Origin of the sequence: Glutamicibacter sp. AOP38-B1-38, from assembly GCF_052377485.1 — a bacterium.
Classification (GTDB): Bacteria; Actinomycetota; Actinomycetes; order Actinomycetales; family Micrococcaceae; genus Glutamicibacter.
In genome coordinates this window covers 142,282-166,500 of the sequence record NZ_JBQSWU010000004.1, presented here as the reverse complement: position 1 = coordinate 166,500, position 24,219 = coordinate 142,282, and the positions used below count along the sequence as shown (strand labels likewise).

Here is a 24,219-nt window from a genome sequence, read left to right as displayed (position 1 = left end):
CGGATGGGACACCGCGTTTGCAGTGTCCCATCACGTGGCAGTCCCTTTTCAGGGCGATCGGCAGGCGCCTATTTTCCGGCCCCTGCGGTCAGCCCGCCAACGATGTACTTCTGCAGGAAAAGGAACAGCGCCATCACCGGGATCGCGGCGAGCACCGCACCGGCGGCGAACACCGACCAGTTTGAGGTGAACTCCTCGGAAACGTAGGAGTACAGGCCCACCGCCAGGGTCTGGTTTTCCGGGCTGACCAGCACCACGGAGGCGATCACGAAGTCGCTGGTGGTGGAGATGAAGGACAGCAGCCCCACCACGGCGAGGATCGGTGCGACCAGGCGCAGGATCATGGTGAAGAAGATCCGTGCATGCCCGGCCCCGTCGATCTTGGCGGCCTCGTCGATTTCCACCGGCACGGTGTTGAAGAACCCGTACATCAGATAGGTGTTCACGCCCAGCGCGCCGCCGAGGTAGACCATGATCAGCGCGATCTGGTTGTCGATGCCCAACCCCGGGTACACCTCTCCCAGCGTGGTCAGCAGGATGAAGATCGCCACCACGGCCAGCAGCTGCGGGAAGATCTGCACGACCAGCAGCGAGACCAGCCCGAAGCGCCGCCCCTTGAAGCGCATCCGGCTGAAGCTGTAGGCGGCGAGCGCGCCGAGGAAGACCGAGGCGGCGGCGGTGGTCAGCCCGATGAACATGGTGTTGGCGAACCAGGCGGCGAAGGGACGCTGTTCGTTGGCGAACAACTTGGCGTAGCTTTCGAAGCCGATGGTGGAGAAGAAGCCGTTGGAGGAGAGCAGGGTGCCATTGGGATTCAGCGAGGCGGAGAGCACGTAGAGCAGCGGGAAGGCCGCGTAGATGCACAGGGCCACACCGATCAGGTGCCGCCAGCCGGTGGCCGCGAACCATTGGCCAAAGCCCTTTTTCGGCGCCTTGCGTGGGGTGGAAATCGAAGTACTCATTAGTTCAGTTCCTCCAAGGCCTTGGTCTGCTTGAAGCTGATGACCGCGACGAGCGAGACGATCAGGAAGATGATGATGGAAAACGCGCTGGCCAGCCCGTAGTCGCGTTGCGAGCCGACGAAGGCGACCTTGTACACCATGGAGATCAAGATGTCCGTGGCCCCGACGTTCATCCCCGAATCGGCTAGCCGCGGCCCGCCCTCGGTGAGCATGTAGATCACGTTGAAGTTATTGAAGTTGAACGCGAAGGAGGAGATCAGCAGCGGGGCGACGGAGACCAGCAGCAGCGGCAATTTGATCAGCCGGAAGATCTGCCAGGGTTTGGCCCCATCGATCTTGGCCGCCTCGGCCAGTTCGTCGGGAATCGACTGCAGCGCACCGGTGCACACCAGGAACATGTACGGGAAGCCCAGCCACAGGTTGACCCAGAGCACCGAGAACTTCGCCAGCCACGGGTCGGTCAGCCACGGGATCGACGCCCCGCCGAAGAGCACCTGGTTCACGTAGCCGAAGTCCTTGTTCAGCATGCCGGCCCAGACCAGGCCGCCGAGGAAGGCGGGGAACGCGTAGGGCAGGATCGAGATCACCCGGTAGACCTTGCGCCCCTTCATCCGCAGGTCGTTGAACACGATGGCCAGGAATAGGCCGAGGAAGAAGCTGGTGGCCACCGAGAGGAAGGCGAAGCCAAAGGTCCAGGCGGTCACGGAGATCAGCGAGCCGCGGATCGAGGAGTCGGTAACCGCGCGGGTGAAGTTGTCAAAGCCGACGTTGATCGACCAGCCGGGCATGAGCTGCTCGCCGCTTGGCGCGCTATAGGCTCCGACTCCGGTATCCCGGTAGACGAGGCCGGTGGTCGAATCGGTCATCGTGTCCGCGTTTGGCTCATAGACCAGGGTGGAGGTGTATTGGTAGGCGGTGCGCCCGTCGGAGGTGCGCAGCGTTCCGTCGGCCGGGTTCTCGCTCATCGGCACCGCCAGCGAGGTGACTTCCTGCTGGCGGCCGAGCAGGTCGGCGAAGGAAAGCTGGGTGTACTGCCCTAGCGCGTCCGGGTCGATGGGTGCCAGCGGGTGCTGGACGTCGCCCATCAGCGACTGCCCCTCGCGTTCGACCAGGAGGGCCAGGCCATCGGCGCCTTCGAGCACGGTGACCGGGTAGCCGGCGGATTCCGGCACGCGCTGCTGGTTGCTTTGCAGCAGCGACATGATCGCGTCGTCCTTGTCCGAATTATGCCCGGAGCCGTAGTTGGTGAAGGCGATATACCCGGTGTAGCCGATCACGAAGACCTGGAAGATCAGCAGGAACACCGCCCCGGGAGCCAGGTACTTTGCCGGCAGCCAGCCGCGCTTGAAGTAAATGGCGTTGATGACCAAGGTGATCACCGCGATGATGCTGGCGATCAGCAGCGCATCCTTGGCTACGGCCAGGAACACCGCGAAGAGCGCCGTCGCGTCGAGGACCGCGATGGCCAGGATCTTGACGAGCATCGCTCCGAGCCCGGTGTTCAGGTTGCGCGTGAAGCCTTGGGCCGTGGAGGAAAGCCTAGCTGGTTCATCCTGCGGCGCACGGTCTTTCGGCGCGGTGGTTTTCATGGTCATCCCGGAGTTCCTCGAGCGATCTTTAGTGAGCGATAATCGATGCTGCGGCCGCCGGGGTCCGCCCAGGCGGGTCGGATCCCAGCGGCCGCTGGTGTTTACTTGGAAATTGCGGCTTCGATGTCCGCAGCCATTTCATCCCAGCGCTTGACTGGATCCTTGGCCTTGCCGGAGATGATATCCGCCTCGGCCACACCCCAGAATTCCCAGACCGCTGCCATTTCCGGCACGTTCGGCATCGGAACGCCGTTCTCGCCGACCTCGCCGAAGGCGGCAACTACCTCGTCGGCTTTGGCTGCTTCGAAGGCAGCCATGTTTGCCGGCGGGCGATCGCCGACCGCATACAATTCGGTCTGCACCTCTTCGGTGCCGATGTAGTTGGTCAAGAATTCGGTGGCTGCCAACAGGTTTTCGGTCTTGGAGGAGACGAAGAACCCCTGGACGGCGACAAATGGCTGGGCCGGTTCGCCGCCGGCGCTGGGGATCGGGTCGATGGACAGCTCGATTTTCGCTTCTTCGGCGGCCTCGACGTTCTATGGGCCGGTGATCAGGAATGGCGAGTCTCCGGAGATGAACTTCTCCTTGGCGATGTCGCTGTCCACCGAGGTTTTCAGCGTGCCTTCCTTGCCCTGCTCGGCCATCCACTTGGCGAATTCTGCACCGCCGTCGTTGCCCAGTTCCAACTTGCTGGCGTCGTAGGCGCCGGTCTCATCGGTGCCGAAGACCGGTGCGCCGAAGGAGGCCTGGAATGGGTACAGGTGGAAGGGGTCCCCGGTTTCGGAGACCTGGACCAGGAATGGGAATTCGGCACCCGATTCTTCGCCCGCCTCGATCATGTCCTCAAAGCTTTCCGGTGCTTCACCGGCCAGCTCGGTATTGCGCAGCAGCGCCAGGTTTTCGGTGGCGTATGGAACGCCGTAGGCCTTGCCCTCGTAGCTCATCGCGGTGACCGCGACGTCTTGGAAGTCCGCCGCCTTATCGCCGAGTTCGACCGGCTGCACGACGCCGTTGTTTACCAGGTTGCCCAACCAGTCGTGGGCGCCGATGGTGATGTCTGGACCCTTGCCGGTGGGAACCTGGCGAAGGAAGTCTTCCTGGATCTTGGAAAAGTCCTTGATGACCAGATCCACTTTCACGCCGCTGCTGGCGGCGAATTCCTTGGCCGCCTGTTTCAGCACCGGTTCGCGGTTGGCATCCACCCAGACGGTCAGCGATCCGGCGGATGCCGGTGCCGAGGAGGAAGCCGCCGGGGAGTTGGAGGCCGCCGGTTCGGTGCTCGTGCCGGATCCGCCGCAGGCGGTCAGCGAGAGGGCGGCGATGGCCGTCATGGCCCCGCCGACTATCAGGGAGCGAGTGTTCACCTTCATTGGGTGTACCTTTCGTGGCAACTTGGTTCATCTGCGCCGGCTGAGTCTCGATCTGCTGCGCCTGGGCCGGACTGATTTTGTGTCGTGAATCACGACGTGAATGTAAGCGTTTCCAGAGTGACACAAATCATCAGGTTTGGCAACACCTCCCGCAGGCATCCGGAATTGATCGAACCTCACCACGCCGAACCCGTCTGCGTCTTCACGGTTTAATGGAAGCGTTTACAATCGTGCGTTCATCGCCTATCGTTACCGGCATGACTCAATCGCGCACTCTTTCGGAATCCCCAGCGTCCGGGCACGGCTCGGAATGGTGGCGCACCTCGGTGATCTACCAGATCTATCCCCGTTCCTTCGCCGACGCCAACGGGGACGGCATTGGCGATCTGGCAGGCATCACCTCGCGCCTCGATTCCCTAGCCGACATGGATATCGACGCCATCTGGCTCTCCCCCTTCTTCACCTCCCCGCAAAAAGATGGCGGCTACGACGTGGCCAACTACTGCGATGTCGATCCGCTGTTCGGCACCTTGGCCGACTTCGACAAGATGGTGGCCCGGGCCCACGAACTCGGCTTGCGCGTGATCATCGATCTGGTGCCAAACCATTGCTCCGATCAGCACCCCTGGTTCCAGCAAGCTTTGAACGCCGCACCTGGATCCCCCGAAAGAGACCGCTTCATCTTCCGCGACGCCCCCGCCGGCGCGCTGCCCAACAACTGGGAGTCGGTGTTCGGCGGCCCCATGTGGACCCGCACCGCCGCACCGGATGGCTCCCCAGGCCAGGCCTATCTGCACATCTTCGATTCCTCCCAGCCCGACTTCAACTGGCATAACGAGGAGGTGCGCGCCATGTTCCGCGATGTCTTGCGCTTCTGGCTGGACCGCGGCACCGACGGATTTCGCGTGGATGTCGCCCACGGCATGATCAAGGCCGAGGGCTTGCCGGATTTCACTCCCCCGGCGCACGGCGATTCCATGGGCGGCGACGAGGTGCTCGCCCCGTGGTGGGGCCAGGACGGCGTGCACGAAATCTACCGCGACTGGCGCCAGGTGCTGGACGAGTACGAAGGCGAGCGGGTGCTTTGCGCCGAGGCCTGGGTCAGCCCGCTGGAGCTGATGGCCAAGTGGGTGCGTGATGACGAAATGCATCAGGCATTCAACTTCCCGTATTTGGGCACCGAGTGGGATGCGCCCGCGCTTCGGCAGGTCATCAACGACTCCCTGCGCGCCTTCCGCGCCGTCGGCGCGCCGAGCACCTGGGTGCTCTCCAACCACGATGTGGTGCGCCATGCCTCGCGCCTGGCATTGCGCGACGACAACCCGCAGGGCGAAGGCATCGGCCCGCTCACGCCGAATCACCCGGATCCGGCGCGCGGACTGCGCCGGGCGCGGGCGGCGTCCGCATTGATGCTGGCCTTGCCCGGCGGGGCCTACCTCTATCAGGGCGAAGAGCTCGGCCTGCCCGAAGCCATGGAGCTGCCCGATGCCGCCCGGCAGGATCCTACCTGGTTCCGCACCAACGGCGAACGCTACGGCCGCGACGGCTGCCGCGTTCCCATCCCCTGGGAAGCCGCGGCCCCGGCCTTCGGCTTCAGCGCCAGCGGGGAAAGCTGGCTGCCGCAGCCGGCCAGCTGGGAGCGCTACGCGCGTTCGGAACAAGCCGCGCAGCCCGATTCGACCCTGAATATGTACCGCTCGCTGCTGCGCCTGCGCCGCGAAAACCAGTTGGGCTCCGGCGACGTGCAATGGCTGGAGACCGGCAGCGAGCAGCTGCTGGCGCTGCGCAACCGCGCGGTGACCGTCATCGTGAATTTCGCCGGGCAACGCGCCGAGCTACCCGGCCAGCTCGCCGGCCTGCCGGTCTTGCAGGCCAGCGCCGAACAGTCACGGCCCGGGGTCATCGAGGCCGAATCGGCCTTGTGGCTTGGCGCCGAGCGCCGGTAGCGCCCGGTAGTCTCGAAAGTACGTGCGGCATCCGGGCAACGGATGCCGCACCCGCTCAGCAATTCATCGAGGAAGGGTCAACGTGGCCGGTATCAAGGACGTGGCTGAAGCCGCAGGGGTTTCCATCGCCACCGTTTCCCGAGCGCTTTCGGGCCGCGGCAACGTCTCGGCCACCACCCTGGCCGCGGTGCGCCGCGCGGCCGACGAGCTGGACTACGTCGTCTCCTCCAGCGCCTCGGGGCTGGCCTCGGGGCGAACGCGCAATATCGGGGTGCTGGTGCCGATGATCAACCGCTGGTACTACGGTTCGGTGCTCGAAGGGATCAGCACGGCGCTGATGCGCGAAGGCTACGACACCACGCTGTACCAGTTGAGCAAGGACGTCGATCAGCGCGAAAAGGTCTTCTCAGATTTCCTCTTGCGCCAACGCGTGGACGCGGTGATCGCGGTGAACGTCGAGCTCAGCGAAGCCGAGGTAGCCGCCCTGCATGCACTGGATAAACCCCTGGTGGGAGTGGGCGGGCCGCTGCCCGGGGCACCCACCTTGTATTTGAATGAGGAAGCCGTCGCGGCCCTGGCCACCGAACACCTGATCACCTTGGGCCATACGCGGATCGCGCATATCGGCGGCAGCCAGGAAACCGACCTGGATTTCCAGCTCCCCACCCAGCGCCGCGCCGGATACGAACGCGCCTTGCGCGAAGCCGGCCTGAGCGTGGACGACGAATTGTATATGGGTGCTGATTTCACCATGGCCCAAGGCTACGAGGCGGCCAAGCAGCTGCTCGGCCACCCGGGGCACCGCCCCACCGCGATCTTTGCCGCGAGCGATGAGATGGCCATCGGGGCGATGCTCGCCGCCCGGGATCTGGGCCTGCAGGTTCCCCACGATCTGTCGGTGATCGGCATCGACAATCATGAGCTCGCCGAAATGTTCGGCCTGACAACCATCGAACAGCGTCCGCATGAACAGGGCGAAACGGCCGTGGCGATGCTGCTGCGCACCATCCGCGGGCTGGAAGCCGCCGAGGGGCACCAGATCAACCATCGGCTCATCGTGCGTTCATCGACAACGCGCCCACCGGCCTAGGCCGGTGGGCGCGTCGCCGCTATTAAGTTATTGTTTTGGCCGCGGCATGACTAGCCGAGGGTGGATGCCGGAGCCTCTTCGCCTTCAACTTCTTCCAGATGCAGGTTGCGGCCCTGGGTTTCGCCAACCCACAGCACGGCGCCGGCGGAAATCACGGTCAGCACCATAATGTAGACCGCGATCGAACCGGACCAACCGGTAGCGGTCAGCAGGATCTGCGCGACGGTCGCGGCGAAGGCGCCGCCGAGGATCGAACCGAGCGCGTAGCCGATGGAGATGCCCGAGTAGCGGATGCGTGCCGGGAACATCTCGGCGTACATCGCCGACTGCGGGCCGTAGGAAAGACCCAGGCCGATGGTGAGCACAAAAATCCCGATCGTGTAGAGCACGATATTCGCGGTGTCCACGAGCATGAACATCGGAATCATCCAGACGAACACAATCCCGTAGCCGATGACGAACGTATTGCGGCGTCCGATCCTATCCGAAAGCCAGCCGCCGACCAGGGTGAAGATCAGCCAGCCGACCGAGCCGATGGTGGTCGCCAGCAGGATCGGCGCCAGCTCCATCCCCAGCACCTTGGTGGTGTAGGAGATGAAGAACGCGATCACCAGGTAACCGGCCGCGTTGTTGGAAACGAAGATCAGCGCCGCCTGCAGTACCTGCTTGAGGTTCGTGCTCATCAGTTCGCGCAGCGGGGTGTGCTCCGAAGCCTTGCGCTGTGCCATGGCCTTGAAGACCGGGGACTCTTCCACCGCGCGGCGAATCATGTAGCCGACAAGAATCAGCACCACCGACAGCAGGAATGGAATGCGCCAGCCCCATGACTGGAACTGTTCGGGAGTCATCGACACCCGCAGGATGAACAGCAGCCCGGTGGCCAGAATCATGCCGATGGGCACACCGATCTGCGGGAAGGCGCCAAAGTAGCCACGACGGGCATTCGGTGCGTGCTCCACGGCCATCAGCGCCGCTCCGCCCCATTCGCCACCTGCCGAGAAGCCCTGGATCACACGCAAGAGCACCAGCAGGATTGGCGCGCCGATGCCGATCGCAGCGTAGGTCGGCAAGACGCCGATCAGCGAGGTGGCCACGCCCATGAGGATCAGCGTCAGCACCAGGATCTTCTTCCGGCCGTAGCGGTCGCCCAGGTGGCCAGCCACGACGGCGCCCAACGGACGGAAGAAGAAGGAAATGCCGATCATGGCGAAGGAAAGGATCTGCGCCAACGCAGGGTTCGATTCACCCAGCGGTTCCAGGAACAGCGGAGTCAGCAAGGTTGCGGTGAGCTGGGCAAAAATGAAGAAGTCGTACCACTCGATGGTGGTACCGACCAGGGTGCCGGCGAGAACGCGCCGCTCTTCCTGGGTGCGGGATACGGTTGTAGACATGTGCGAGTGTCCTCAGCTGAAGATGCGATTAAATACCGACCGTTCGGACGGGTAACAAACCAATAGTAGATTATGAGTGATCATCCTCACAAGCCAACGAGGTGCGGGCCACACTTCGGGCCGTGGGGCCACGGGCGATTCAGCAGACCTGCGGGGCAAGGAAATTCAAAAAACGAATTCGCCGTTCGGATAGAGAACCCTTAGACTCGCTTTGAGAACTACTAGCGTCGAGCCCAAGGCGATTTGTCCGTCGGAATTTTCGGCGGCAGCGCCGGAATGAAGAAGATGTCATCCTCGCAAACTTTGTCTCGTGGTATCCGGGTATTGGAGATCGTTGCGGACTCCACGGTCAATCTGACCATCGCGGAAATCGCCGCCGAGCTCGACGTGCACCGTTCCATCGCCTACCGGATATTGCGCACCTTGGAAGAGCACCGTCTGCTCAGCCGCGACGAAGCCGGCCGGATTCGAACCGCCTCGGGATTAGCGGCGCTGGCCCGGTCGGTGCAGCGTGACCTGCAAACCGCCGCGATGCCGGAGCTGACCAAGATCGCCAACGAACTGTCGATGACCGCCTTCATCGCCGTCTGGGAGCATGACATGTGCACCACCTTGCAGTCGGTCGAACCGCTGCACTCGCACCGCGCCATCGTTCACCGCCCCGGTTCGGTCCATGGCATGGATATCGGTGCCCCGGGGATCGCGATCCAGTCCAAATACACGCGCGGCCAATGGGACGCGATGCAAACCGGTATCGAGTACCGGGAGCCTGCGCGCGCCGCGCGCATCGAGGGGTACGCCACCAGTGAGGATGAAGTGATCCAAGGTGTCACGGCCATTGCGGTTCCCATCTCCCACAACGGGCCAACACCTGCGGCGATCGCGGTAGTCTTCGCCACGAGCACCGTGGATGATCGCGAACGCATTGTCCGCGCGCTCAAGGAAGCTGCGCTGAACATCGGCGACGAGCTGGACTAGCGCCAGCAAAAGCACCACAGATGAGCGAAGGCTCCTTCCCACCCGGGAAGGAGCCTTCGCTGAATCACAAGCTACGCTACCGCACCCGCGACAAGGACGGCGCCCGGGAGACGATCAGCTTCATGGCCAATGCGGCGAGCAGAATCAGGAATGCGGCCGCGCTGGAGACCCAGAAGGCCCCGAGATAGCCTGCCGAGTCGGCGAGCAGCCCGGCCAATCCGTTGCCGATCGAGGTACCCACCACGATGCCCGCCGACAGCAGCGTCATCACGGTGGACAGCAACTTCGGCGGAGCGACCTCACCGCCGAGGGTCATCACCGTCACGATTACCGGCCCCACCGCGAAGCCTGCGACGAACAAGGCCAGCAGCATCCATGGGACGGTTGCCGCAAAATGCAATCCGAAGCTGGCGATAGTCAGCGCCAAGCCGCAGGTGATCCAGCGGTTGATCTGGCTGAACCCTTGCGGCCAGGCGGCCACGGACACGGCAGCCAAGGCGCTGGAAATTCCCATCGCTCCGTAGAGCAGTCCGCCCTGGTTCGAGTCCCCCTGGGCGCCGGCAAAGGCGAGGGTGCCCGCGGCCGATGAGCCAAAGACGGTGCCCAATCCGATCATGCCCAAAACCAGTGCGCCGATCGCAGCGAGCCGGGCACGACCGATACGGACCTTTCCGGTCGGCGCGGTGGCGGCGTGCAGCTTCACTGCGTCACCGGTGCGGTGCTTGGCAAAGACCGGGACGAGCACCACGGTGAGTACCGCGGCAATCAACAATGGCAAGGTGGGGTGCAGCAGCGAGGCCAGCAAGCCAACGGCCACCGGACCAAAGACGAAGCCGAGCTCGTCGAGCATGGATTCCAGGCTGAGCGCGGCGGTGAGCACCTTCGGGTTTTTCTTCTGCTGGCGAGTCATCGAAATCCAGCGCACCCGCGACATCGGGCCGACCTGCGGTCCGGTGGCCCCGGCAAGCAGGGAAATCAGCACGAGCACGCCGACCACCATGCCCGCACCGCTGTTTCCATACCAGGTGAGTATGAGCAGCAAAATGGTGTGCAGGATCGCAGCCGGAATGAGGACCGGGCGCTGGCCGAAGCGGTCAGCCAGATAGCCGAGGGTCGGTCCGCCGATCGCCGAGCCCAAGCCGACCATAGCGGCGCTCAGGCCGCCGAGTGCATAGGAACCCGAGGAGGCAGTCACCAGGGTCATGGACCCGATGGTGAGCATTGCCAGCGGAAGCCGGGCAAAAAAAGATAATGGAAGGTACGCGGTACCAACCATCGGAACCAATGATGCAAAACCTGGTTTAGGTTCGATGATTTCGTTTGGTTCGTTGGACAACATATGTTGAGTCAACAATTCTCCACAACAAAGCGTGTGTCGTCCCACGCCCCCCGACACACAAAATTTCCCAGACATGCCTGCTGGCACTACTTTCAACATACCAGCGTCTTCGGCAATGTCTAGCTCATATAGCGAGCATCACTTCCGGAGTCATATCGATGGTGGACCCATGCTGCGTCTTGGTGACCGTGACACGGTTGGAAATGCGTTGTTTCATCTCGGAAACGTGTGAAACCAAGCCGATCATGCGCCCTCCTGCGCGCAGCGACTCCAGCGCTTCCATAACCTGCTCCAGGGTCTCCGCATCGAGGGAGCCAAAGCCTTCGTCGACGAAGAGCGTCTGCATGTCCACGGCACCGCTGTGATGGGAAATGACGTCGGCCAGACCCAGCGCGAGCGCCAGCGAGGCCATGAAGGTTTCACCGCCGGACAGCGTCTGGGTATCGCGTTCCTTGCCGGTCCATGAGTCACGCACACGCAAGCCCAGACCGGACTTCGAGTTGCCGCGGGTCGAATCATCATGGTGCAAGGAGTAGCGATTCGAGGACATGATCATCAACCGCTCGGTCGCGGCCGCCGCGACTTCTTCCAAGCGCGCCGCCAGCACATAGGTGCTCAGCGTCATTTTGTACCTGTTCTCTCCCCCGCCACGAATGACCTCGGCAAGGTCGCGAAGCCGCCGATATGCGTCGATCACCGGCCCCGAATCCGAACGATACTCGGCCAGTGCCGTGACGGATTTGCGCAGCCGTTCGAGTTGGGTCTGCGCGAGCACCTCGTCCTGGCGTGCGGTCTCGAACAGCTCCTCGGCCAACTTGGCGTTCTCCCCTGCCTCGTGCAGTTCTTCCTCGCTCGGTGCCTCGATACCCGCGGCGCTGAATTCCCGGGCACGCCGGTAGTCTTCGGAGCCCTTCAGCGTTGCAATGGCGCTGGAACGTACGGTGTCCTGGTGTTGGACGCGCTCGAATTCCTCGCGCGCCTCCGTGGACAGCAGCGCTGCCGCATATTTCGCGTCCTCCGCGAATCCGGCCTCTTCGCGTTCACGAGTCCAGGTCTCTTGGGCCTTCTGCGCGGCATCCACCGCCGCAAGGTAGTCATTGAGCGTGTTCAAGGCGCGATTGAAGATCGTGAATTCTGCGCGTACCTCCAGCACTAAGTCATCGATGCCCAAATCACTGCCTTCACGCAGCTGCCTGAGTTCCTCCTCGAGCTCGGAAATCTGCGTGTTCAGGGACTCCACTTGCTTGGTACTCGCGGCATGGTCCATCGCTGCCTCGGCGACCTTCGCGGTCTCTTCTTCGATGCGGGTGCGCAGCGATTCAAGTTTTCGTACCAGCTCGGCGGTCTCGGTTTGTTTCGCGACGGCCGCATCAAGTGCTTCCTGCGCTTCGCCGGCCTTGGCCTGGCCCTCCTCGATGGTGAGTTCCTTGGCGTCCTCGGCCGCTGCCTCGAATTTGGTGGTCGCAATGTCGCGGGCCTTGGCCTTGCGTTGCTGAAGGTCGCGTTCATTCTGGACTTCTTTCTCCAGCGCCTCGAGCCGTTCGTCGTCGATCAGTTCGGCACCGGCGGCGGCCCGGGCTGGCCGCGGATGTTCCAGCGAACCGCACACCAGGCAGGGCGCCCCGTCTTCGAGCGCGGCCGCCAGACGCAGGGCGCTCTGTTCCAGCTGGGTGCGTTGCGCGGCGATGTGCGCATTTTCCGCGGCATTGAGCTTCAGGCTCTGTTCGGCATACTCAATGTCCGCTTTGGTCAGCGCAATTCGGAGCTTATCGCGGAGTTTGACCTGCCCTACCAATTCCTGCGCGGCCTTCAGTTCTTCGGATGCCCGTTGTTTTGCCGTGGCGGCTGCTACCGCGTCGAGCTTTTCCGGATCCGCAGCAAGCTCATCGCGTCCAAGGCGCAGCTGTTCTAGAATCTTCTCCGCGTCGCTGCGGAACTCCAGCTGCTTCGCGGCCAGTTCGATCGATTCTTTGAGTTCTTGGCGAAGGCGCTTCTGCTTGGCCTCATCGCTCACCGCCGCCTTGAGGACCGCGAGCCGATTGTTCAATTTCAGCGTGCGCACTCGAAGAGTCTCAAGGTCTTCGGCGTTGGGCTGGACCTGCAGTCCGTGTTCCTTCAGCAGTTGGGCTTTGCTGTCTTCCCACGGTGCTGTTCGCTCTTTCAGCGCACGTTGCGTGTCTTTGAGTTGAGCCTCATAGCCGCGGATTCCGGCGGCCCGCCCATGGTGCTCAAGGCCCTGTCCGGCAAGAACGGCTGCGGGATGCATGCGTTCATGCTCTGCCTCCAGGGTCAGCAGTTCGGCGTAGCGGGCAAATACGCGGCGGCGTTCGTCCAAGAATTGCTGGTTTTTGCGCGCCTTGTCGCGTTGCACCCGTTGCTTGGCGGAGTTTTCCTGATGCGCCGTGGCTAGAGCAAAAATTCGGGCGTCGTAACCGGCAAATTCTGCAGCTAAATCCAGTGGTTCCTCCACCTCTTCCACGGGCTCTTCCGGGTCCGCCGTTTCGTGGACCGCCAAGTACTCGGTGGCTTCCTCGCGGATGCCATTTTCGCGCGCGCTGAGCGTCGCTTCAACATCGGCAGCCTTCTTGCGTTCCTCGCCAAGCCGTATGTTGAATTCCTCCTCGATCTTCGCGTAATCGCTGGTGTCGAAGAGGTTGCTCAACAGCTCTTCACGGGCGGAAGCCTTGGCGCGCAGGAAGTCGGCGAAACCACCTTGCGGCAGCATCACCACCTTGGTGAATTGATCGCGGTCCAGTCCCAAGAGGCCCCCGAGGACCTGGCCTACCTCGTCGTTGCGTGTGGAGAGAGCTTCCCATTGCCCCTTGACCAATTCGCGCAACGCGCTGGATGCCTTTTGCTCGGTGGTGCCATTCTTGCCGCGTTTGCTCGGGCGCATCCAGGCCGGCGAACGGGTGACCTCGAATCGCCGGTCTCCGATGGTCAATTCGCAGATGATCTGTGGTTCGACTCCCAGTGCCGCATGGTCCGAACGGATCTGCCGGCTGCCGGCTCGATTCCCTGGCAAGGATCCATAGATGCCGTAGCAAATCGCGTCGAGGATGCTGGATTTCCCGGCACCGGTCGGGCCATCGAGCAAGAACAGGCCGCCGGAGGCCAGCTCGTCGAAATTGACTTCTTCGACGCCCGCGAAAGGGCCAAAAGCCTGGATTCTCAGCCGATGGATTCTCATTTGCTCACCTGTGCTTCACGAGTGCTGCGGATGACCGATTCGAGCAATTCGCGTTCGAGGTCGTCGGGGTGCCGGTCCCGGACATGCTCGATGAAGTCCGAGCAGACCTGCGCGGTGCTGGTCGCCTTGGCCATGCGTTCGGAGTAGGTAGACTTTTCCTTCGCCTTGCCGCCTTGCGGGTCGAAAGCCAGCACCACCGTGTCCGGGAATCGGGTCCGCACCTTGCTCATCGCATCGGCCGGACGCTCGGGGTCGGTCAGGGTCACCTGGCACCAGGCGTCCTGGGCATATTCGAGGGACTCATCGGCGAGCAGATCATCCAAGTTCCCCCGGAGCACGGCCAGCTTTTTAGGCACCGAGAGGATGACCTCCTGGTATCCGGTGATGCCTTCGGCTCCGGTGTCGATCAGCCACACGCCCTTGCGCTGGTTCACCTCGGAGAACGAGTAGGCCAAGGGGGATCCCGAATAGCGGATGTGTTCGGTAATGCGTTGCCGGCCATGCAGGTGTCCTAGCGCGGTGTAGTCAAAGTTCTCAAACAGGTGCGCGGGCACCACATCCAGATTTCCGGTGCTCAGCTCTCGTTCGGAGTCGCTGCCCTGTCCACCGGCGGCGAAGAGATGGGCCATGGCTACGGAGACGACGGGCGATCCTTGCTGGCGCAGTTCGGCCAGATGCCCCTCGATGCGCGCGAGCGCGGCGCCGGCCACCGCTTCATGGCTGGCCCGGTCGACCTGCAGCTCGTCCATCACCATGCGTGGCTCCAGGTACGGGATGCCGTAGACGGCCACTTGATGGTCTTCGCCGTCGAGCAGCACCGGTTCGAGCATGCGTGCCGGTTCGGCGAAGATGTGCACCCCGGCGGAATCCAGCAGTGCCGAGGCGAAGCCCAGGCGTGAGGCGGAATCGTGATTGCCGCTGGTCAGGATCAGCGTCGCCCCGGTCTTGCGAAGTTCACCCAGAGCCCAGTTGCAGAGGCGGACCGCATCGACATGCGGCAGCGCCCGGTCGTAGATGTCACCGGCCACCAGCACCGCGTCCACCTGCCGTTCGCGGGTGATGTCGATGATCTCCTGAAGTACGCTGCGCTGGGTTTCGAGCAACGACGCACCATGGAAGGTCCGTCCCAAATGCCAGTCAGAGGTGTGAAGCAATCGCATGAATCCACCTTATGCACTTGCTCCGACAGAATGAGCATTAGAATGTGGAGTGTGAATGAAACCGGTGAAATTGCACTCCTGCCAGAGAACTACTCAGACAAGGTGTTCGCGATCCTGCTCGGCATAGCCGACGGCGCAACCCACGCCCGCGACGATATCGATCCCGGCGCCACCGAACTACTCCCGCTGTATATGGCCGACGGGCTGCTCGAAGCCCTCGAATGGGCCAACGACGGTGTGGGCAGCGACGAAGCGGCCTGCATGTGGCTTGCCTCGCTGCGCGGCTACGCACAGCTGACCGGGTCTTTCCCGACCGGCGCGCCTGAGCCGCTGAAACGGTGGATCGATGCCGAGTTCGCCAAGGTTGAACTGCACGAAGGCGTCCTGCCCGGCGACCCGCAAAATATCGCCGGACTGAACTCCGCCGATATGGGCCAGCGCGTTCGCCCCACGGGTCCCAACACCGACTCTACCGGCGTGCTTCCGCGTGCGGCCGTTGCCGCACTGCTGGCCCGCGTACCCGTGGACACCACGGTTGCCGTGGCCCGCTCGGCCGCATTCTTGACTCACGATACCCAAGCTGCCAATACGGCCATCGCCGCCGCGAAGATCATTCGTTCGGCCATGGAACGCTCCGAAGGCTCCGCCGACGAATGGGAAGGCATGCTTGAAGGATTGGAAGGTCCTTCGGCCGAGGCCCTGCGCCAGGTCGTTTCGATCGTCCGGGATTCGCTGGACCTGTCCCCGACCGATGCCTACGCTGCCTACTTCGCGGACAAGGGACCCGCCGAGACCGAAGAAGAATCCGATGTCGAAGCCGAAGAGGCGCCAGCGGAGGACGAGAGCAGCTCACGTGACCCGGAAACCGATGCCTACGCCGTAGCCCTGCTGGCTGCCGTTTATGGTTCCGATGCAGTCGGCGACCGTCCTGCCTCCGCGTTGGATGACATCATCTCCGAGCTGCATGACCGTTGGATGGCCCTGATCGTCTAATCACGCAGAGATTCAAAGGGGCAGTCCGAAACCAACTATTTGGTTCCGGACTGCCCCTTTGATGTTGAAGGCCGCACGCCATGCGTGGACCTTCGGCTCTGCGCGAAGATCCTAGGGCTTTGAAACCGAAACCAATTCTTGAGCATCATCAGCGGTGGAGTCCTTCTCAGCGTCTGGGAAGACAAATTTGTGCAGCGCCCACCAACGGAAAATCATGGCCAATAGCGTGCCGATGATCGGCCCTGAAACGAAGTCGGCGATTTCCTGGTTCAGGAAGGAAACCTGGGGATAGTGAAATCCCAAGATCCAGCGGGACACATACAGCGGAGCCGAGTTGATGCCAATGCCAATCAGTGAAACCGCGAAAAATCCGCTGGCCTGGATGCGCTTGCGGAAGGCATTGTTTTGATGCTGGAAGGTGTACTGCCGGGTCAGGACGAAGGAAACGATTGTCGCAACACAGTTGGCAATGATGAAAGCGGTCGTCGGGTGCGGTTCGAGCACCGTGAATTTCAGACCGTAATTCACCACTAGCGTCACCAGAAAGCAGAAACCGCCCACGCCGACGAAACGCATAAGTCTCGTTAGCACGCGATTTTTATCGCTCACAGTTACTCCGTGGTTGTTAGTGGGTGAAGAAATTATTGCGGATGGCCGTATTTAACCCTGGACGGCCATTCCGAAGCCTTCGACCAGTTGCATGAACTCACCCTCGGAGATGATTTCCACACGTTGGCCCTTGTCACGCAGTTTCAGTACGTGCTTGGCCTTGTTGGTCAGCCGCCCGTTGGAGAGATCCTGCGGCACAAATCCATCTCCGACGACCAGCGCGGTCGTTGCCCGGGTGACCCGCGAGGCGGTCTGCGCACCGTAATTAGCGGCCCATTGCTTTGCCTTGGGTCGGGGCACGGAGAGATTGCCGGTAAAGACCATCACCTGTCCGTATAACGGATGCGTGGGATCGGCACTCGAATTCGGTTCGGGATTATCGCCTTCCTGCGGCCATGAGCCGAAGGCGTCTTGGGGCGGCAGCGGTTGGCCGCTGGCTATCCAGCCTTGTGCGTCACGGGTAGCGCGGGAAAACTCTTCGCCAGGGTTCCACGCGGCAGTCAATCCAAGCCCGACCTTGTAATGATCGGCTGCCTGCAAGACGGTGCTCGCATTGCTGCGTTGTGTTATGTCGATCATCGCCCACGCGCAAGCCTCGGCATCAGCTAAGGCTTCGTGGTGGTTTTCGATGGGGTGCCCGGCCTCTTCGGCGACGAACGGCAGCGAATAGCTCGGCAGATCATAGGCCTTGCGCGAAAGCTTGACGGTGCATAGGTGGGCAATTTGCGGTACCGATAGCTCACTGGCTTCCGAAGCTGCTCGAATGACGCCCGAGTCGAAAGCCGAGTTGTGGGCTACGAGAACATCTGAACCGACAAATTCCAGCAGGTCGCCGAGCTTCTCGCCGATGCGCGGAGCGTGTGTGACCATATCCTCGGTGATGTGGTGAATCGAGACGTTGCGTGGGTCGAAATGATCGAAACCCTCCGGAGGCCGAAGCAACCACTGTTCGGTTTCGACGATACGTCCGGAACGGACCTTTACCAGGCCGACCGAGCAGGCCGAGCCGATAAATCCGTTTGCCGTTTCAAAATCTAGCGCTGTGAAGTCCAATGACACGCCTGCCAGTTTACTCCCTTTCGCTCGATCAACGTCATCGGTGTCCCCTCGACGGCAGCTTTCGACTACAGGGCTTCCTTCTGCCACCGCGTTATTTATCTCGGTAAAAACGAACTTGACCTGCGCCCATTAAGAATCGATTCGATTCGCCGCAAATTAGGGAGAGCAAGACAGCTCACATGAGAAGGCACTGCAGTTTCAGCGGTTCGCACCGTAATACTTCACGCATTCTGATGGCGTACCGCTCAAACTGCGCATTGCCAATTCCCCTTGCTGCCTCCGTTCGCCCAGAGTCCCTACGAGAATGCATCGCCCACACGACGGCAATCGGATTTCCGGGTTTACCAGCTAGTAGCCCGGAGCTGCACCGAACACGGCAATGGTTGCCCGCGTCGCCTGCATACCCGATATACGCAGTCGGTTACTGCCCGGGCGAGGGTGTGAAGAGCGACTCGTAGTAGCTGCTAAGTGCTGGGTAATAGTCCGGCTCGAACCGGATTTCATCGGCATTGGCACCGGACACGGCTGCCACCAGCCGGTCCAGGTAGTAATCCCATCCAGGGCCCACCGAGCCGGCCATCGCCGGATCGAGCCCCGGCATTCTGAACACCAGCTGGCTGCCGTCCGTAACTTCCTCAATCGATAATTCCAACCGCCACATTTCCTCGCCTTCCCCGGTGCTGACGCTCAGAAGATAAGCAGCCCGGTCACAGCTCAGGATCTCGACTTTCTCGCGGGGCGTTCCTTCCTCGGCAGTCAAAGCCACTTCCACTTCCCCGCTGCGCGGGTTACCTTGCCAACTGCCGAACCACAAGGCAGTTCGATCCGAGGCAGCAAGGTAGGTCCAAAGTTCTGCGACTGGCACCGTGAAAACTCTGCGCAGCTCCAATGCGCCATCGGGGGCGCGCGTTCCGGTCGGCAGGGCGTTCATGGCCACTCTCCTGATTCTCCATGAGTTGCCGAGGTGGATCCTGTATCCGTTGGGCTCGACAGCGGTGTATGTAGGGTAGCAAGAAAGGTGCTATCCGTCAGTGGAGAAGAAACGCCTTGCCATGCTCGCTCAAGGTCGAGAAATGATTTGTGGCTGTTCGGCGCATCCTTGCCTTGGCGGACAGATCCACCGCGGGAAAAGCGCTATTTCAAGCCCATCGATTGCTCAGCGGCGGAGCGCCCTATCGTTTGGCACAGCATTTCCCATCCAGGCATAGACCATTCCAAGGAGCACCGTGGCTTCGCTTTCTCCCGAACGCCATGACATCTTGGGCCTGCTGGCGGAGACATGTTTCTTCCCGAAGAATACGACCCGCGGGCTGAGCGATGATCAGGCTAGGCTTCGCCCCACGGCTAATGTGCTCTGCATAGGAGGAATCACTTGGCACGTTACCGCCACTGAGGATTTCTGGGCGCGTTTTGTCGTCGAAGGCATGGTGGCCCAGTCGGTCAATGGGGGCAGATCAGACTCTGGCGGAAATCATTGCTGACTATGATGCCTACGCGGCACGCACCGAGGACGTGGTGGCCACCGTTGCAGACTTTGCCCGGCGATTCGAGCTACCGCTGGCCCCATAGAACGAACCAGGTGTGAGCCTTCGCATGCGCTGGTCACTACTGCACATCGGTTCAGAGGCTTCGCAGCATGCCGGTCACCCCGACATCATCCGCGAGTCCAGCGACGGCGCGAAGTCAATGGGATAGGGGTCGCGCGCCGCCGCGTAGCAAAATACCCAAGAAGCGAGTGATTCGCTCCCTGGGTATCAGGCCGTTTAGCTTGCGACTAGGCCACTGTTGCCTTACGCAAGGTCAGATACGAGCCGCCGGCCATCAGCACCGCTACGACGCCACCCCACAGGGTCACCCCGGCCGCAGTCCAAGTCAGCGCCCAGCTCCAGAAGTTGTCCCAAAAATCACTGAAGGTCATCAGCGCGGCAACTCCGAGGAGCGCAACTCCTAGCCCAATGAAGAAGACCACCATGCCGGTCGTCTTCCAGCGCATGTAGATCGTGGCGATCAGGAAGCCAATCATGAAGAGCAGTACCATCAGCACGAAATAGAAACCTACCTGGACCGCCGCGTTGTTGTCCGCGATCCATTCCAAGGCGAAGAACCGGGAATCCAGCCACCAACCACCGGTCGCCTTTTCCACCAGTCCCATCAGGTAGTAGAAGATCGATAGCGCCAGCGCGCAGGCCGAGAACAAGAGGACCGTTCCGAGATAGAAACTGCGCCGCGAGACACTCATGGCCTGAGAGAAGGGGAAGGTTAAGGTCAATGCCTGGATACCCAACGCCAAGAAATACCACATGGGCGCCTGAGCTCCGCCGCCATAAACGGCTCCTTCGGCTCCGGCTTCGCGGACTATCCAGAAGATCGCCAGCGAGAAAAGAAAAGAGCAGCCAAGAATCAACAGCGGGAGGCCGATAAAGACCCATTTGTTGATCAGTTGCATGCGCACTACCTTTATTACACGCTCCATTGCTTTGCCTCCTCTTCACCCTCGGGTGTAGCGCTTTGCACCGGCTGCCCTAGTGCAGTCCGTACGACCAGTTGCTGTAGTGAAACCGGGCTTAGATCAAGACCCAGCTCTCGCGCTTCGGTTTTCTGCCTCTCCGTCAGCCGCGCTCGGATGCTGATGCTCGCCAGCGTTCCCAGAGAATCTCGGTGGATGACCGGGTAGCCCTCGATAAACTCGTGCACCGTGCTCGCGTTGCCACTGACCGTCAACGCCGAACCTTGCAGGGATTCAGCATCACTGTCCATCACGATGCGACCGCCATCGATGATGATCACGTGTTCGAGGAGATTTGCGACCTCGTCAATCAGGTGGCTGGAGAGCACGATCGTGCGCGGGTAGAGCGAGAAATCTTCAACCAGCCGGTCGTAGAAGATCTGTCGAGCCACCGCATCCAGGCCCAGGTATGGCTCGTCGAAGAAGGTAATTTCGGCCCGCGACGCCAGTCCGATAATCACTCCAACGGCCGAAAGCTGGCCACGGGAGAGCTTCTTGATTTTGCGTTTGATCGGCAAGTTGAAGTCGGCAATCAGCTCCTGGGCTAGCGCCTCGTTCCAATTTTCGAAGAAGAGGGACGCTGCTTTGAACGCCTGAAAGACCTTGTACTCATCGGGGTACTTCTGCGATTCACGAATGAAGCAGATACGGGACAGCGTTGCATCATGCTCAAAAGGCGCGTGTCCGAAGATCTCGATCTCGCCGCTGCCGGGGTACCCCTGACCGGTGAGGATGGACATCAGGGTCGTCTTACCAGCGCCGTTGCGGCCGAGCAGACCGTAGATCTTGTTGGATTCCAGCTGCAGGGTAACGTCATCCAGCGCTTTGACGTCCTTGAACGTCTTGGTCAGCCGGCGCGCCGAGACTGCGATTTTCTCAGACATCACTCATACCTCCGTGGCTCGAATCCAGTGGATGTGCGGATTTGATCATGTCCATCAGCTCCTCGACACCGATGCCAAGCTTCCCCGCTTCGGCCGTCAGCGGTTGGACGTACAGGTCATTAAACTTCTGTCGACGCTTTTGCCTCAGCCGTTCCGGCGCGCCCTGTGCTACGAACATCCCGATCCCCCGTTTCTTATACAACAGCCCTTCTTCAACGAGCTTGTTAATTCCTTTGGCCGCAGTTGCCGGATTGATCCGGTAAAAGGCGGCGAATTCGTTGGTCGATGGCGCTTGGGCCTCTTCGGCAAGCACGCCGGCGAAAATGTCATTTTCGATCAGCTCAGCGATCTGCATGAAAATCGGTTTCGAATCATCGATCACGCCATGCACTTCCCCTCGTCAGTGGAACCAAATCTCCCAACAAGTTCATTGGTTCATTACTCATGTAACTAACCATAGAACCTGGCTGGGATTTACGCAATACCCTCGGCTTCCGGACACGAAAAAACCGGCCGGCTCTCCGCTTTTCCCATGTCGGGAAAATGCGGAGAACCGGCCGGTTCGCCAGAAGCCAGATGGCTATCTGCGCCAAGTCACGCTGTCGCTTATTTGACGGCTAATACCTTGCTGACCTCAGTGATAATCGCTGGCAGCAACTGCTTGAAGGCCTGGGCGCGATGCGAGATCGTGTTCTTTTCTTCTGCCGAGAACTGCGCCAGAGAACGGTTGGAATCTTTGGGCTGGAAGACCGGATCGTAGCCGAAGCCATGCTCGCCGGCACGCTCGCGGCGCAACCGTCCGACAAGTTTGCCGAGTTCCACATGCTGCGCACCGCTCGGTGTAGCCAGGGCCGCGGCGCAGACGAACGCGGCCCCGCGGTGCTCCTCGGCGATATCGCCGAGCTGCCCCAGCAGCAGGTCGATATTCGCCTCATCATCACCGTGCGCCCCGGACCAGCGAGCCGAGAAGATCCCTGGTGCACCGCCTAAGACCTCAACGCTTAATCCCGAATCGTCGGCCAGCGCGATCAGCCCGGTGGCGGCACTGATCTCCTTGGCCTTCTTCAGCGCATTGCCCTCGAAGGTGATCTGGTCTTCGACCGGGTCCGGGGCGCCGGCGGTGGCCGCGTCGATCACCTGGGTGTCAACATCCAGACCAGGCACCTGGCCGCGCAGCAGCTCGCGCAGTTCGCGCAGCTTGCCCTGGTTGCGTGAGGCTAGGACGAGAACTGCCTTGCTCATTTGGCGTTTCGCAGGGTCTCGGTCTGGATCTGGGCCAGCTCCGTGGTCCCGATCAAGGCAAGGTCCAGCAGTGCGTCGAGCTCTGCACGCTTAAACGGTGCGCCCTCCGCGGTGCCCTGCACCTCGACAAAGTCACCGGAACCGGTGACCACAACGTTCATGTCGGTCTCCGCGCGAACGTCCTCCTCATAAGGCAGGTCGAGCATCGGGGTTCCGTCGATGATGCCCACGGAGATCGCCGCGACAGAATCGGAAAGCACCTTCGCGTTGGCCTTCAGGATCCCCTCGCTGCGGGCCCATTCCAGTGCTTCGGCCAGCGCCACATAGGCGCCGGTGATCGCGGCGGTGCGGGTTCCGCCATCGGCCTGCAATACGTCGCAGTCGAGCACAATGGTATTTTCGCCCAGCTGCTTGGTGTCAACCACCGCGCGCAGCGAGCGGCCGATCAGCCGGGAAATCTCATGGGTGCGGCCCGACAGCTTGCCCTTGACCGCTTCGCGGGAGTTACGGGTGTTGGTGGCACGTGGAAGCATCGCGTATTCCGCGGTAACCCAACCGGTCCCCTCACCCTTGAGCCAGCGCGGCACGCCCTGAGTGAAGGAAGCGGTGCACAGCACGCGGGTATTTCCGAATTCGATCAGAGCCGATCCTTCGGCCTGGGTGGACCATCCACGGGTGATGGTGATGTCGCGAAGTTGCGCGGCGCTGCGGCCGTCGGCACGTAAAGTCATGCTTCCATCCTAACGAAAACACCCCGGCTTCCGGGTCTGTGACAGCACCAGATGCCAGGGTGTTTAGTCCAACAGGCAGCCAACCCTATTTGGCCGGCGGCCGGTGCTAGATCACCGGCTCTTCAACCTCGGCAGGTGAGGATTTTGTGGCCAGTACAACACGGTCAAAAAGCCAGGCAAAGACGAAGGTGTAGATCAAGAAGAACACCAGCAATCCGGCTTCCAGCACCAACGCTTCGAGCAGCGTAACCGAGAGGATCCAGGCGAGAATCGGCACAAGAATCAGTACCAATCCGCCTTCAAAGCCGAGCGCGTGGACAATCCGGCGGGCCACGGTGCGCACCTGGGACTCCTGGCGCTGTTCCCATGCCTCGAACAGGGAGGTCCAGATGTAGTTCCAGATCAGGGCCACGACCGATGAAGCCACCGCGACAATACCGGAATGCCCGCCGCCAAACCCCAAGAGGATCAAGGCCACGGAGGTCAGCACAATGGCGAAGAGCTCATAGGAAAAGACGTAAATAATGCGCCGAAGAACCGAGGACACGAGGTACTCCTTAGAAGTAGTCCATAGGAAGTCCTTGCGGGTTCGCGTCCATGGTGCAGCTAATGATTTGCCCCGCGAAGCCTCAGCGGGGTGTGCTTTCCAAGCTAGCACGCGGCAATTCTGCTCGCTAGAGTTCGGTGAGTGAAATCACCGGCCTAGCTGGCTGGCCCCTCAGCCGCGCGGTGATTTCTGGTAGTCAGGGTGCGACGGGGTATTGGCTGCGAATCGCGCTCCGATTCCAGCTGTTCATCACGATGGCAAGCCAACTGATCGCGGAGACTTGCTCCGCGCTGAGCACCGCGGTGTCCTCGGCGCGCGACGGCGGCACCTCAAGCTGTGTGACCTCTTCGGCCAAGGCCAGCGCCGCGGACTCCAACTCGCTGAAATATTGCGATTCCCACCACGTAGCCAGCGCCGCCAAGCGGTCGGAACTCTCACCGAGTTTCAGCGCATCGCGAGTGTGCATTCGCAGGCAGAAGGCGCAACCGTTGAACTGCGAAACACGGATCTTGACCAGCTCACCCAGCATCGGGTCCAGGCCGCAGGCCGCCAGCGCCGCTTCGGCTGCGCATTCAACTCGATCAGGGCTCTTGGTAAGCCTCGGGATGCTGTTTGCCCAGATTTACGCCGTTT

At 61.5% G+C, this 24,219-nt stretch carries 25 protein-coding genes; 7 read left to right on the top strand and 18 right to left on the bottom strand.

What is annotated here, in order from left to right; genetic code table 11:
- Nucleotides 1-68: 68 nt before the first annotated feature.
- The 4 genes from ACT3TP_RS03980 to ACT3TP_RS03965 form a co-directional block, all read right to left on the bottom strand.
- The gene (locus ACT3TP_RS03980) at nucleotides 69-962 is read right to left on the bottom strand and encodes a sugar ABC transporter permease (RefSeq protein WP_105554797.1); all 894 of its coding nucleotides are present in this window, start codon (nucleotides 960-962) and stop codon (nucleotides 69-71) included.
- Nucleotides 962-2,557, bottom strand: coding sequence for an ABC transporter permease subunit (locus ACT3TP_RS03975; RefSeq protein ID WP_105650790.1), 1,596 nt, complete (start codon nucleotides 2,555-2,557; stop codon nucleotides 962-964). The genes ACT3TP_RS03980 and ACT3TP_RS03975 overlap by 1 nt, the downstream gene beginning before the upstream one ends.
- 95 nt (nucleotides 2,558-2,652) lie before the next feature.
- Nucleotides 2,653-2,958 (bottom strand): hypothetical protein, encoded by a 306-nt coding sequence (locus tag ACT3TP_RS03970; RefSeq protein ID WP_444619445.1) that lies wholly within the window; start codon nucleotides 2,956-2,958, stop codon nucleotides 2,653-2,655.
- Nucleotides 2,959-3,087: 129 nt separating this feature from the next.
- Nucleotides 3,088-3,921: a sugar ABC transporter substrate-binding protein gene (locus tag ACT3TP_RS03965; protein ID WP_444619443.1), complete on the bottom strand. Its 834-nt coding sequence runs from the start codon at nucleotides 3,919-3,921 to the stop codon at nucleotides 3,088-3,090.
- Nucleotides 3,922-4,178: 257 nt separating this feature from the next.
- Here ACT3TP_RS03965 and ACT3TP_RS03960 point away from each other — a divergent pair, with 257 nt between their 5' ends.
- Complete coding sequence (locus ACT3TP_RS03960) at nucleotides 4,179-5,867, top strand: glycoside hydrolase family 13 protein (RefSeq protein ID WP_444619441.1); 1,689 nt, start codon at nucleotides 4,179-4,181, stop codon at nucleotides 5,865-5,867.
- An 82-nt stretch (nucleotides 5,868-5,949) separates the two neighbouring features.
- A complete protein-coding gene (locus tag ACT3TP_RS03955; protein ID WP_444619439.1) occupies nucleotides 5,950-6,957 on the top strand; it encodes a LacI family DNA-binding transcriptional regulator in 1,008 nt (335 codons plus the stop codon).
- A gap of 50 nt (nucleotides 6,958-7,007) precedes the next feature.
- On the opposite strand, the gene ACT3TP_RS03950 is transcribed toward ACT3TP_RS03955, so the two are convergent.
- Nucleotides 7,008-8,348: an MFS transporter gene (locus ACT3TP_RS03950; protein WP_105554801.1), complete on the bottom strand. Its 1,341-nt coding sequence runs from the start codon at nucleotides 8,346-8,348 to the stop codon at nucleotides 7,008-7,010.
- Nucleotides 8,349-8,591: 243 nt separating this feature from the next.
- Here ACT3TP_RS03950 and ACT3TP_RS03945 point away from each other — a divergent pair, with 243 nt between their 5' ends.
- Nucleotides 8,592-9,326: an IclR family transcriptional regulator gene (locus tag ACT3TP_RS03945; protein ID WP_258133793.1), complete on the top strand. Its 735-nt coding sequence runs from the start codon at nucleotides 8,592-8,594 to the stop codon at nucleotides 9,324-9,326.
- A 76-nt stretch (nucleotides 9,327-9,402) separates the two neighbouring features.
- On the opposite strand, the gene ACT3TP_RS03940 is transcribed toward ACT3TP_RS03945, so the two are convergent.
- The 3 genes from ACT3TP_RS03940 to ACT3TP_RS03930 all read right to left on the bottom strand — a co-directional run bounded on the left by ACT3TP_RS03940 (nucleotide 9,403) and on the right by ACT3TP_RS03930 (nucleotide 15,015).
- Nucleotides 9,403-10,665: an MFS transporter gene (locus tag ACT3TP_RS03940; protein WP_255248344.1), complete on the bottom strand. Its 1,263-nt coding sequence runs from the start codon at nucleotides 10,663-10,665 to the stop codon at nucleotides 9,403-9,405.
- A 124-nt stretch (nucleotides 10,666-10,789) separates the two neighbouring features.
- On the bottom strand, nucleotides 10,790-13,855 hold the full coding sequence (locus ACT3TP_RS03935; RefSeq protein WP_444619436.1) for an AAA family ATPase: 3,066 nt from the start codon (nucleotides 13,853-13,855) through the stop codon (nucleotides 10,790-10,792).
- Complete coding sequence (locus tag ACT3TP_RS03930) at nucleotides 13,852-15,015, bottom strand: exonuclease SbcCD subunit D (protein WP_096283830.1); 1,164 nt, start codon at nucleotides 15,013-15,015, stop codon at nucleotides 13,852-13,854. Before ACT3TP_RS03930 ends, ACT3TP_RS03935 begins: the two co-directional genes overlap by 4 nt.
- Before the next feature lie 51 nt (nucleotides 15,016-15,066).
- Here ACT3TP_RS03930 and ACT3TP_RS03925 point away from each other — a divergent pair, with 51 nt between their 5' ends.
- Nucleotides 15,067-16,008, top strand: coding sequence for an ADP-ribosylglycohydrolase family protein (locus tag ACT3TP_RS03925; RefSeq protein ID WP_176484083.1), 942 nt, complete (start codon nucleotides 15,067-15,069; stop codon nucleotides 16,006-16,008).
- Between the two features lie 111 nt (nucleotides 16,009-16,119).
- On the opposite strand, the gene ACT3TP_RS03920 is transcribed toward ACT3TP_RS03925, so the two are convergent.
- The 3 genes from ACT3TP_RS03920 to ACT3TP_RS03910 form a co-directional block, all read right to left on the bottom strand.
- Nucleotides 16,120-16,617 (bottom strand): GtrA family protein, encoded by a 498-nt coding sequence (locus ACT3TP_RS03920; protein ID WP_444619433.1) that lies wholly within the window; start codon nucleotides 16,615-16,617, stop codon nucleotides 16,120-16,122.
- Between the two features lie 51 nt (nucleotides 16,618-16,668).
- Entirely contained in the window at nucleotides 16,669-17,676 is a 1,008-nt protein-coding gene (locus ACT3TP_RS03915) for an exonuclease domain-containing protein (RefSeq protein ID WP_444619431.1), read from the bottom strand.
- 421 nt (nucleotides 17,677-18,097) lie between these two features.
- On the bottom strand, nucleotides 18,098-18,607 hold the full coding sequence (locus ACT3TP_RS03910; protein ID WP_444619429.1) for an SRPBCC domain-containing protein: 510 nt from the start codon (nucleotides 18,605-18,607) through the stop codon (nucleotides 18,098-18,100).
- Nucleotides 18,608-18,902: 295 nt separating this feature from the next.
- On the opposite strand from ACT3TP_RS03910, the gene ACT3TP_RS03905 reads away from it, so the two are divergent.
- From ACT3TP_RS03905 to ACT3TP_RS03895, 3 genes are read left to right on the top strand one after another with little or no spacing between them, the layout of a single operon-like run.
- Nucleotides 18,903-19,157 (top strand): mycothiol transferase, encoded by a 255-nt coding sequence (locus ACT3TP_RS03905; RefSeq protein ID WP_444619427.1) that lies wholly within the window; start codon nucleotides 18,903-18,905, stop codon nucleotides 19,155-19,157.
- Nucleotides 19,120-19,245 (top strand): hypothetical protein, encoded by a 126-nt coding sequence (locus tag ACT3TP_RS03900; protein ID WP_444619467.1) that lies wholly within the window; start codon nucleotides 19,120-19,122, stop codon nucleotides 19,243-19,245. Before ACT3TP_RS03905 ends, ACT3TP_RS03900 begins: the two co-directional genes overlap by 38 nt.
- A 24-nt stretch (nucleotides 19,246-19,269) precedes the next feature.
- Nucleotides 19,270-19,371 (top strand): mycothiol transferase, encoded by a 102-nt coding sequence (locus ACT3TP_RS03895; protein ID WP_217990337.1) that lies wholly within the window; start codon nucleotides 19,270-19,272, stop codon nucleotides 19,369-19,371.
- 79 nt (nucleotides 19,372-19,450) lie between these two features.
- On the opposite strand, the gene ACT3TP_RS03890 is transcribed toward ACT3TP_RS03895, so the two are convergent.
- The 7 genes from ACT3TP_RS03890 to ACT3TP_RS03860 all read right to left on the bottom strand — a co-directional run bounded on the left by ACT3TP_RS03890 (nucleotide 19,451) and on the right by ACT3TP_RS03860 (nucleotide 24,115).
- Complete coding sequence (locus tag ACT3TP_RS03890; RefSeq protein WP_096283840.1) at nucleotides 19,451-20,149, bottom strand: hypothetical protein; 699 nt, start codon at nucleotides 20,147-20,149, stop codon at nucleotides 19,451-19,453.
- Nucleotides 20,137-21,066: an ABC transporter ATP-binding protein gene (locus ACT3TP_RS03885; protein ID WP_444619425.1), complete on the bottom strand. Its 930-nt coding sequence runs from the start codon at nucleotides 21,064-21,066 to the stop codon at nucleotides 20,137-20,139. The genes ACT3TP_RS03890 and ACT3TP_RS03885 overlap by 13 nt, the downstream gene beginning before the upstream one ends.
- A complete protein-coding gene (locus tag ACT3TP_RS03880) occupies nucleotides 21,059-21,448 on the bottom strand; it encodes a GntR family transcriptional regulator (protein ID WP_255248346.1) in 390 nt (129 codons plus the stop codon). Before ACT3TP_RS03880 ends, ACT3TP_RS03885 begins: the two co-directional genes overlap by 8 nt.
- 224 nt (nucleotides 21,449-21,672) lie before the next feature.
- Complete coding sequence (gene rdgB / locus ACT3TP_RS03875; RefSeq protein WP_096283844.1) at nucleotides 21,673-22,308, bottom strand: RdgB/HAM1 family non-canonical purine NTP pyrophosphatase; 636 nt, start codon at nucleotides 22,306-22,308, stop codon at nucleotides 21,673-21,675.
- Nucleotides 22,305-23,039 carry a ribonuclease PH gene (gene rph / locus ACT3TP_RS03870; RefSeq protein ID WP_096283846.1) on the bottom strand — a complete coding sequence of 245 codons (735 nt, stop codon included), beginning with the start codon at nucleotides 23,037-23,039 and terminating at the stop codon, nucleotides 22,305-22,307. The genes rdgB and rph overlap by 4 nt, the downstream gene beginning before the upstream one ends.
- 106 nt (nucleotides 23,040-23,145) lie before the next feature.
- Entirely contained in the window at nucleotides 23,146-23,586 is a 441-nt protein-coding gene (locus ACT3TP_RS03865) for a PACE efflux transporter (protein ID WP_444619422.1), read from the bottom strand.
- 196 nt (nucleotides 23,587-23,782) lie between these two features.
- Nucleotides 23,783-24,115, bottom strand: a complete 333-nt coding sequence (locus ACT3TP_RS03860) for a carboxymuconolactone decarboxylase family protein (protein WP_444615473.1) — start codon at nucleotides 24,113-24,115, stop codon at nucleotides 23,783-23,785.
- Between the last annotated feature and the right edge of the window lie 104 nt (nucleotides 24,116-24,219).

Coding starts and splice junctions, on each gene's coding strand:
- ACT3TP_RS03980 (WP_105554797.1), bottom strand. CDS start 962: ATGAGTACTTCGATTTCCACCCCACGCAAGGCGCCGAAAAAGGGCTTT.
- ACT3TP_RS03975 (WP_105650790.1), bottom strand. CDS start 2,557: ATGACCATGAAAACCACCGCGCCGAAAGACCGTGCGCCGCAGGATGAA.
- ACT3TP_RS03965 (WP_444619443.1), bottom strand. CDS start 3,921: ATGAAGGTGAACACTCGCTCCCTGATAGTCGGCGGGGCCATGACGGCC.
- ACT3TP_RS03960 (WP_444619441.1), top strand. CDS start 4,179: ATGACTCAATCGCGCACTCTTTCGGAATCCCCAGCGTCCGGGCACGGC.
- ACT3TP_RS03950 (WP_105554801.1), bottom strand. CDS start 8,348: ATGTCTACAACCGTATCCCGCACCCAGGAAGAGCGGCGCGTTCTCGCC.
- ACT3TP_RS03940 (WP_255248344.1), bottom strand. CDS start 10,665: ATGTTGTCCAACGAACCAAACGAAATCATCGAACCTAAACCAGGTTTT.
- ACT3TP_RS03935 (WP_444619436.1), bottom strand. CDS start 13,855: ATGAGAATCCATCGGCTGAGAATCCAGGCTTTTGGCCCTTTCGCGGGC.
- ACT3TP_RS03930 (WP_096283830.1), bottom strand. CDS start 15,015: ATGCGATTGCTTCACACCTCTGACTGGCATTTGGGACGGACCTTCCAT.
- ACT3TP_RS03910 (WP_444619429.1), bottom strand. CDS start 18,607: ATGAACGCCCTGCCGACCGGAACGCGCGCCCCCGATGGCGCATTGGAG.
- ACT3TP_RS03900 (WP_444619467.1), top strand. CDS start 19,120: ATGGGGGCAGATCAGACTCTGGCGGAAATCATTGCTGACTATGATGCC.
- ACT3TP_RS03895 (WP_217990337.1), top strand. CDS start 19,270: ATGCGCTGGTCACTACTGCACATCGGTTCAGAGGCTTCGCAGCATGCC.
- ACT3TP_RS03890 (WP_096283840.1), bottom strand. CDS start 20,149: ATGGAGCGTGTAATAAAGGTAGTGCGCATGCAACTGATCAACAAATGG.
- ACT3TP_RS03885 (WP_444619425.1), bottom strand. CDS start 21,066: ATGTCTGAGAAAATCGCAGTCTCGGCGCGCCGGCTGACCAAGACGTTC.
- rdgB (WP_096283844.1), bottom strand. CDS start 22,308: ATGAGCAAGGCAGTTCTCGTCCTAGCCTCACGCAACCAGGGCAAGCTG.
- rph (WP_096283846.1), bottom strand. CDS start 23,039: ATGACTTTACGTGCCGACGGCCGCAGCGCCGCGCAACTTCGCGACATC.
- ACT3TP_RS03860 (WP_444615473.1), bottom strand. CDS start 24,115: ATGCTGGGTGAGCTGGTCAAGATCCGTGTTTCGCAGTTCAACGGTTGC.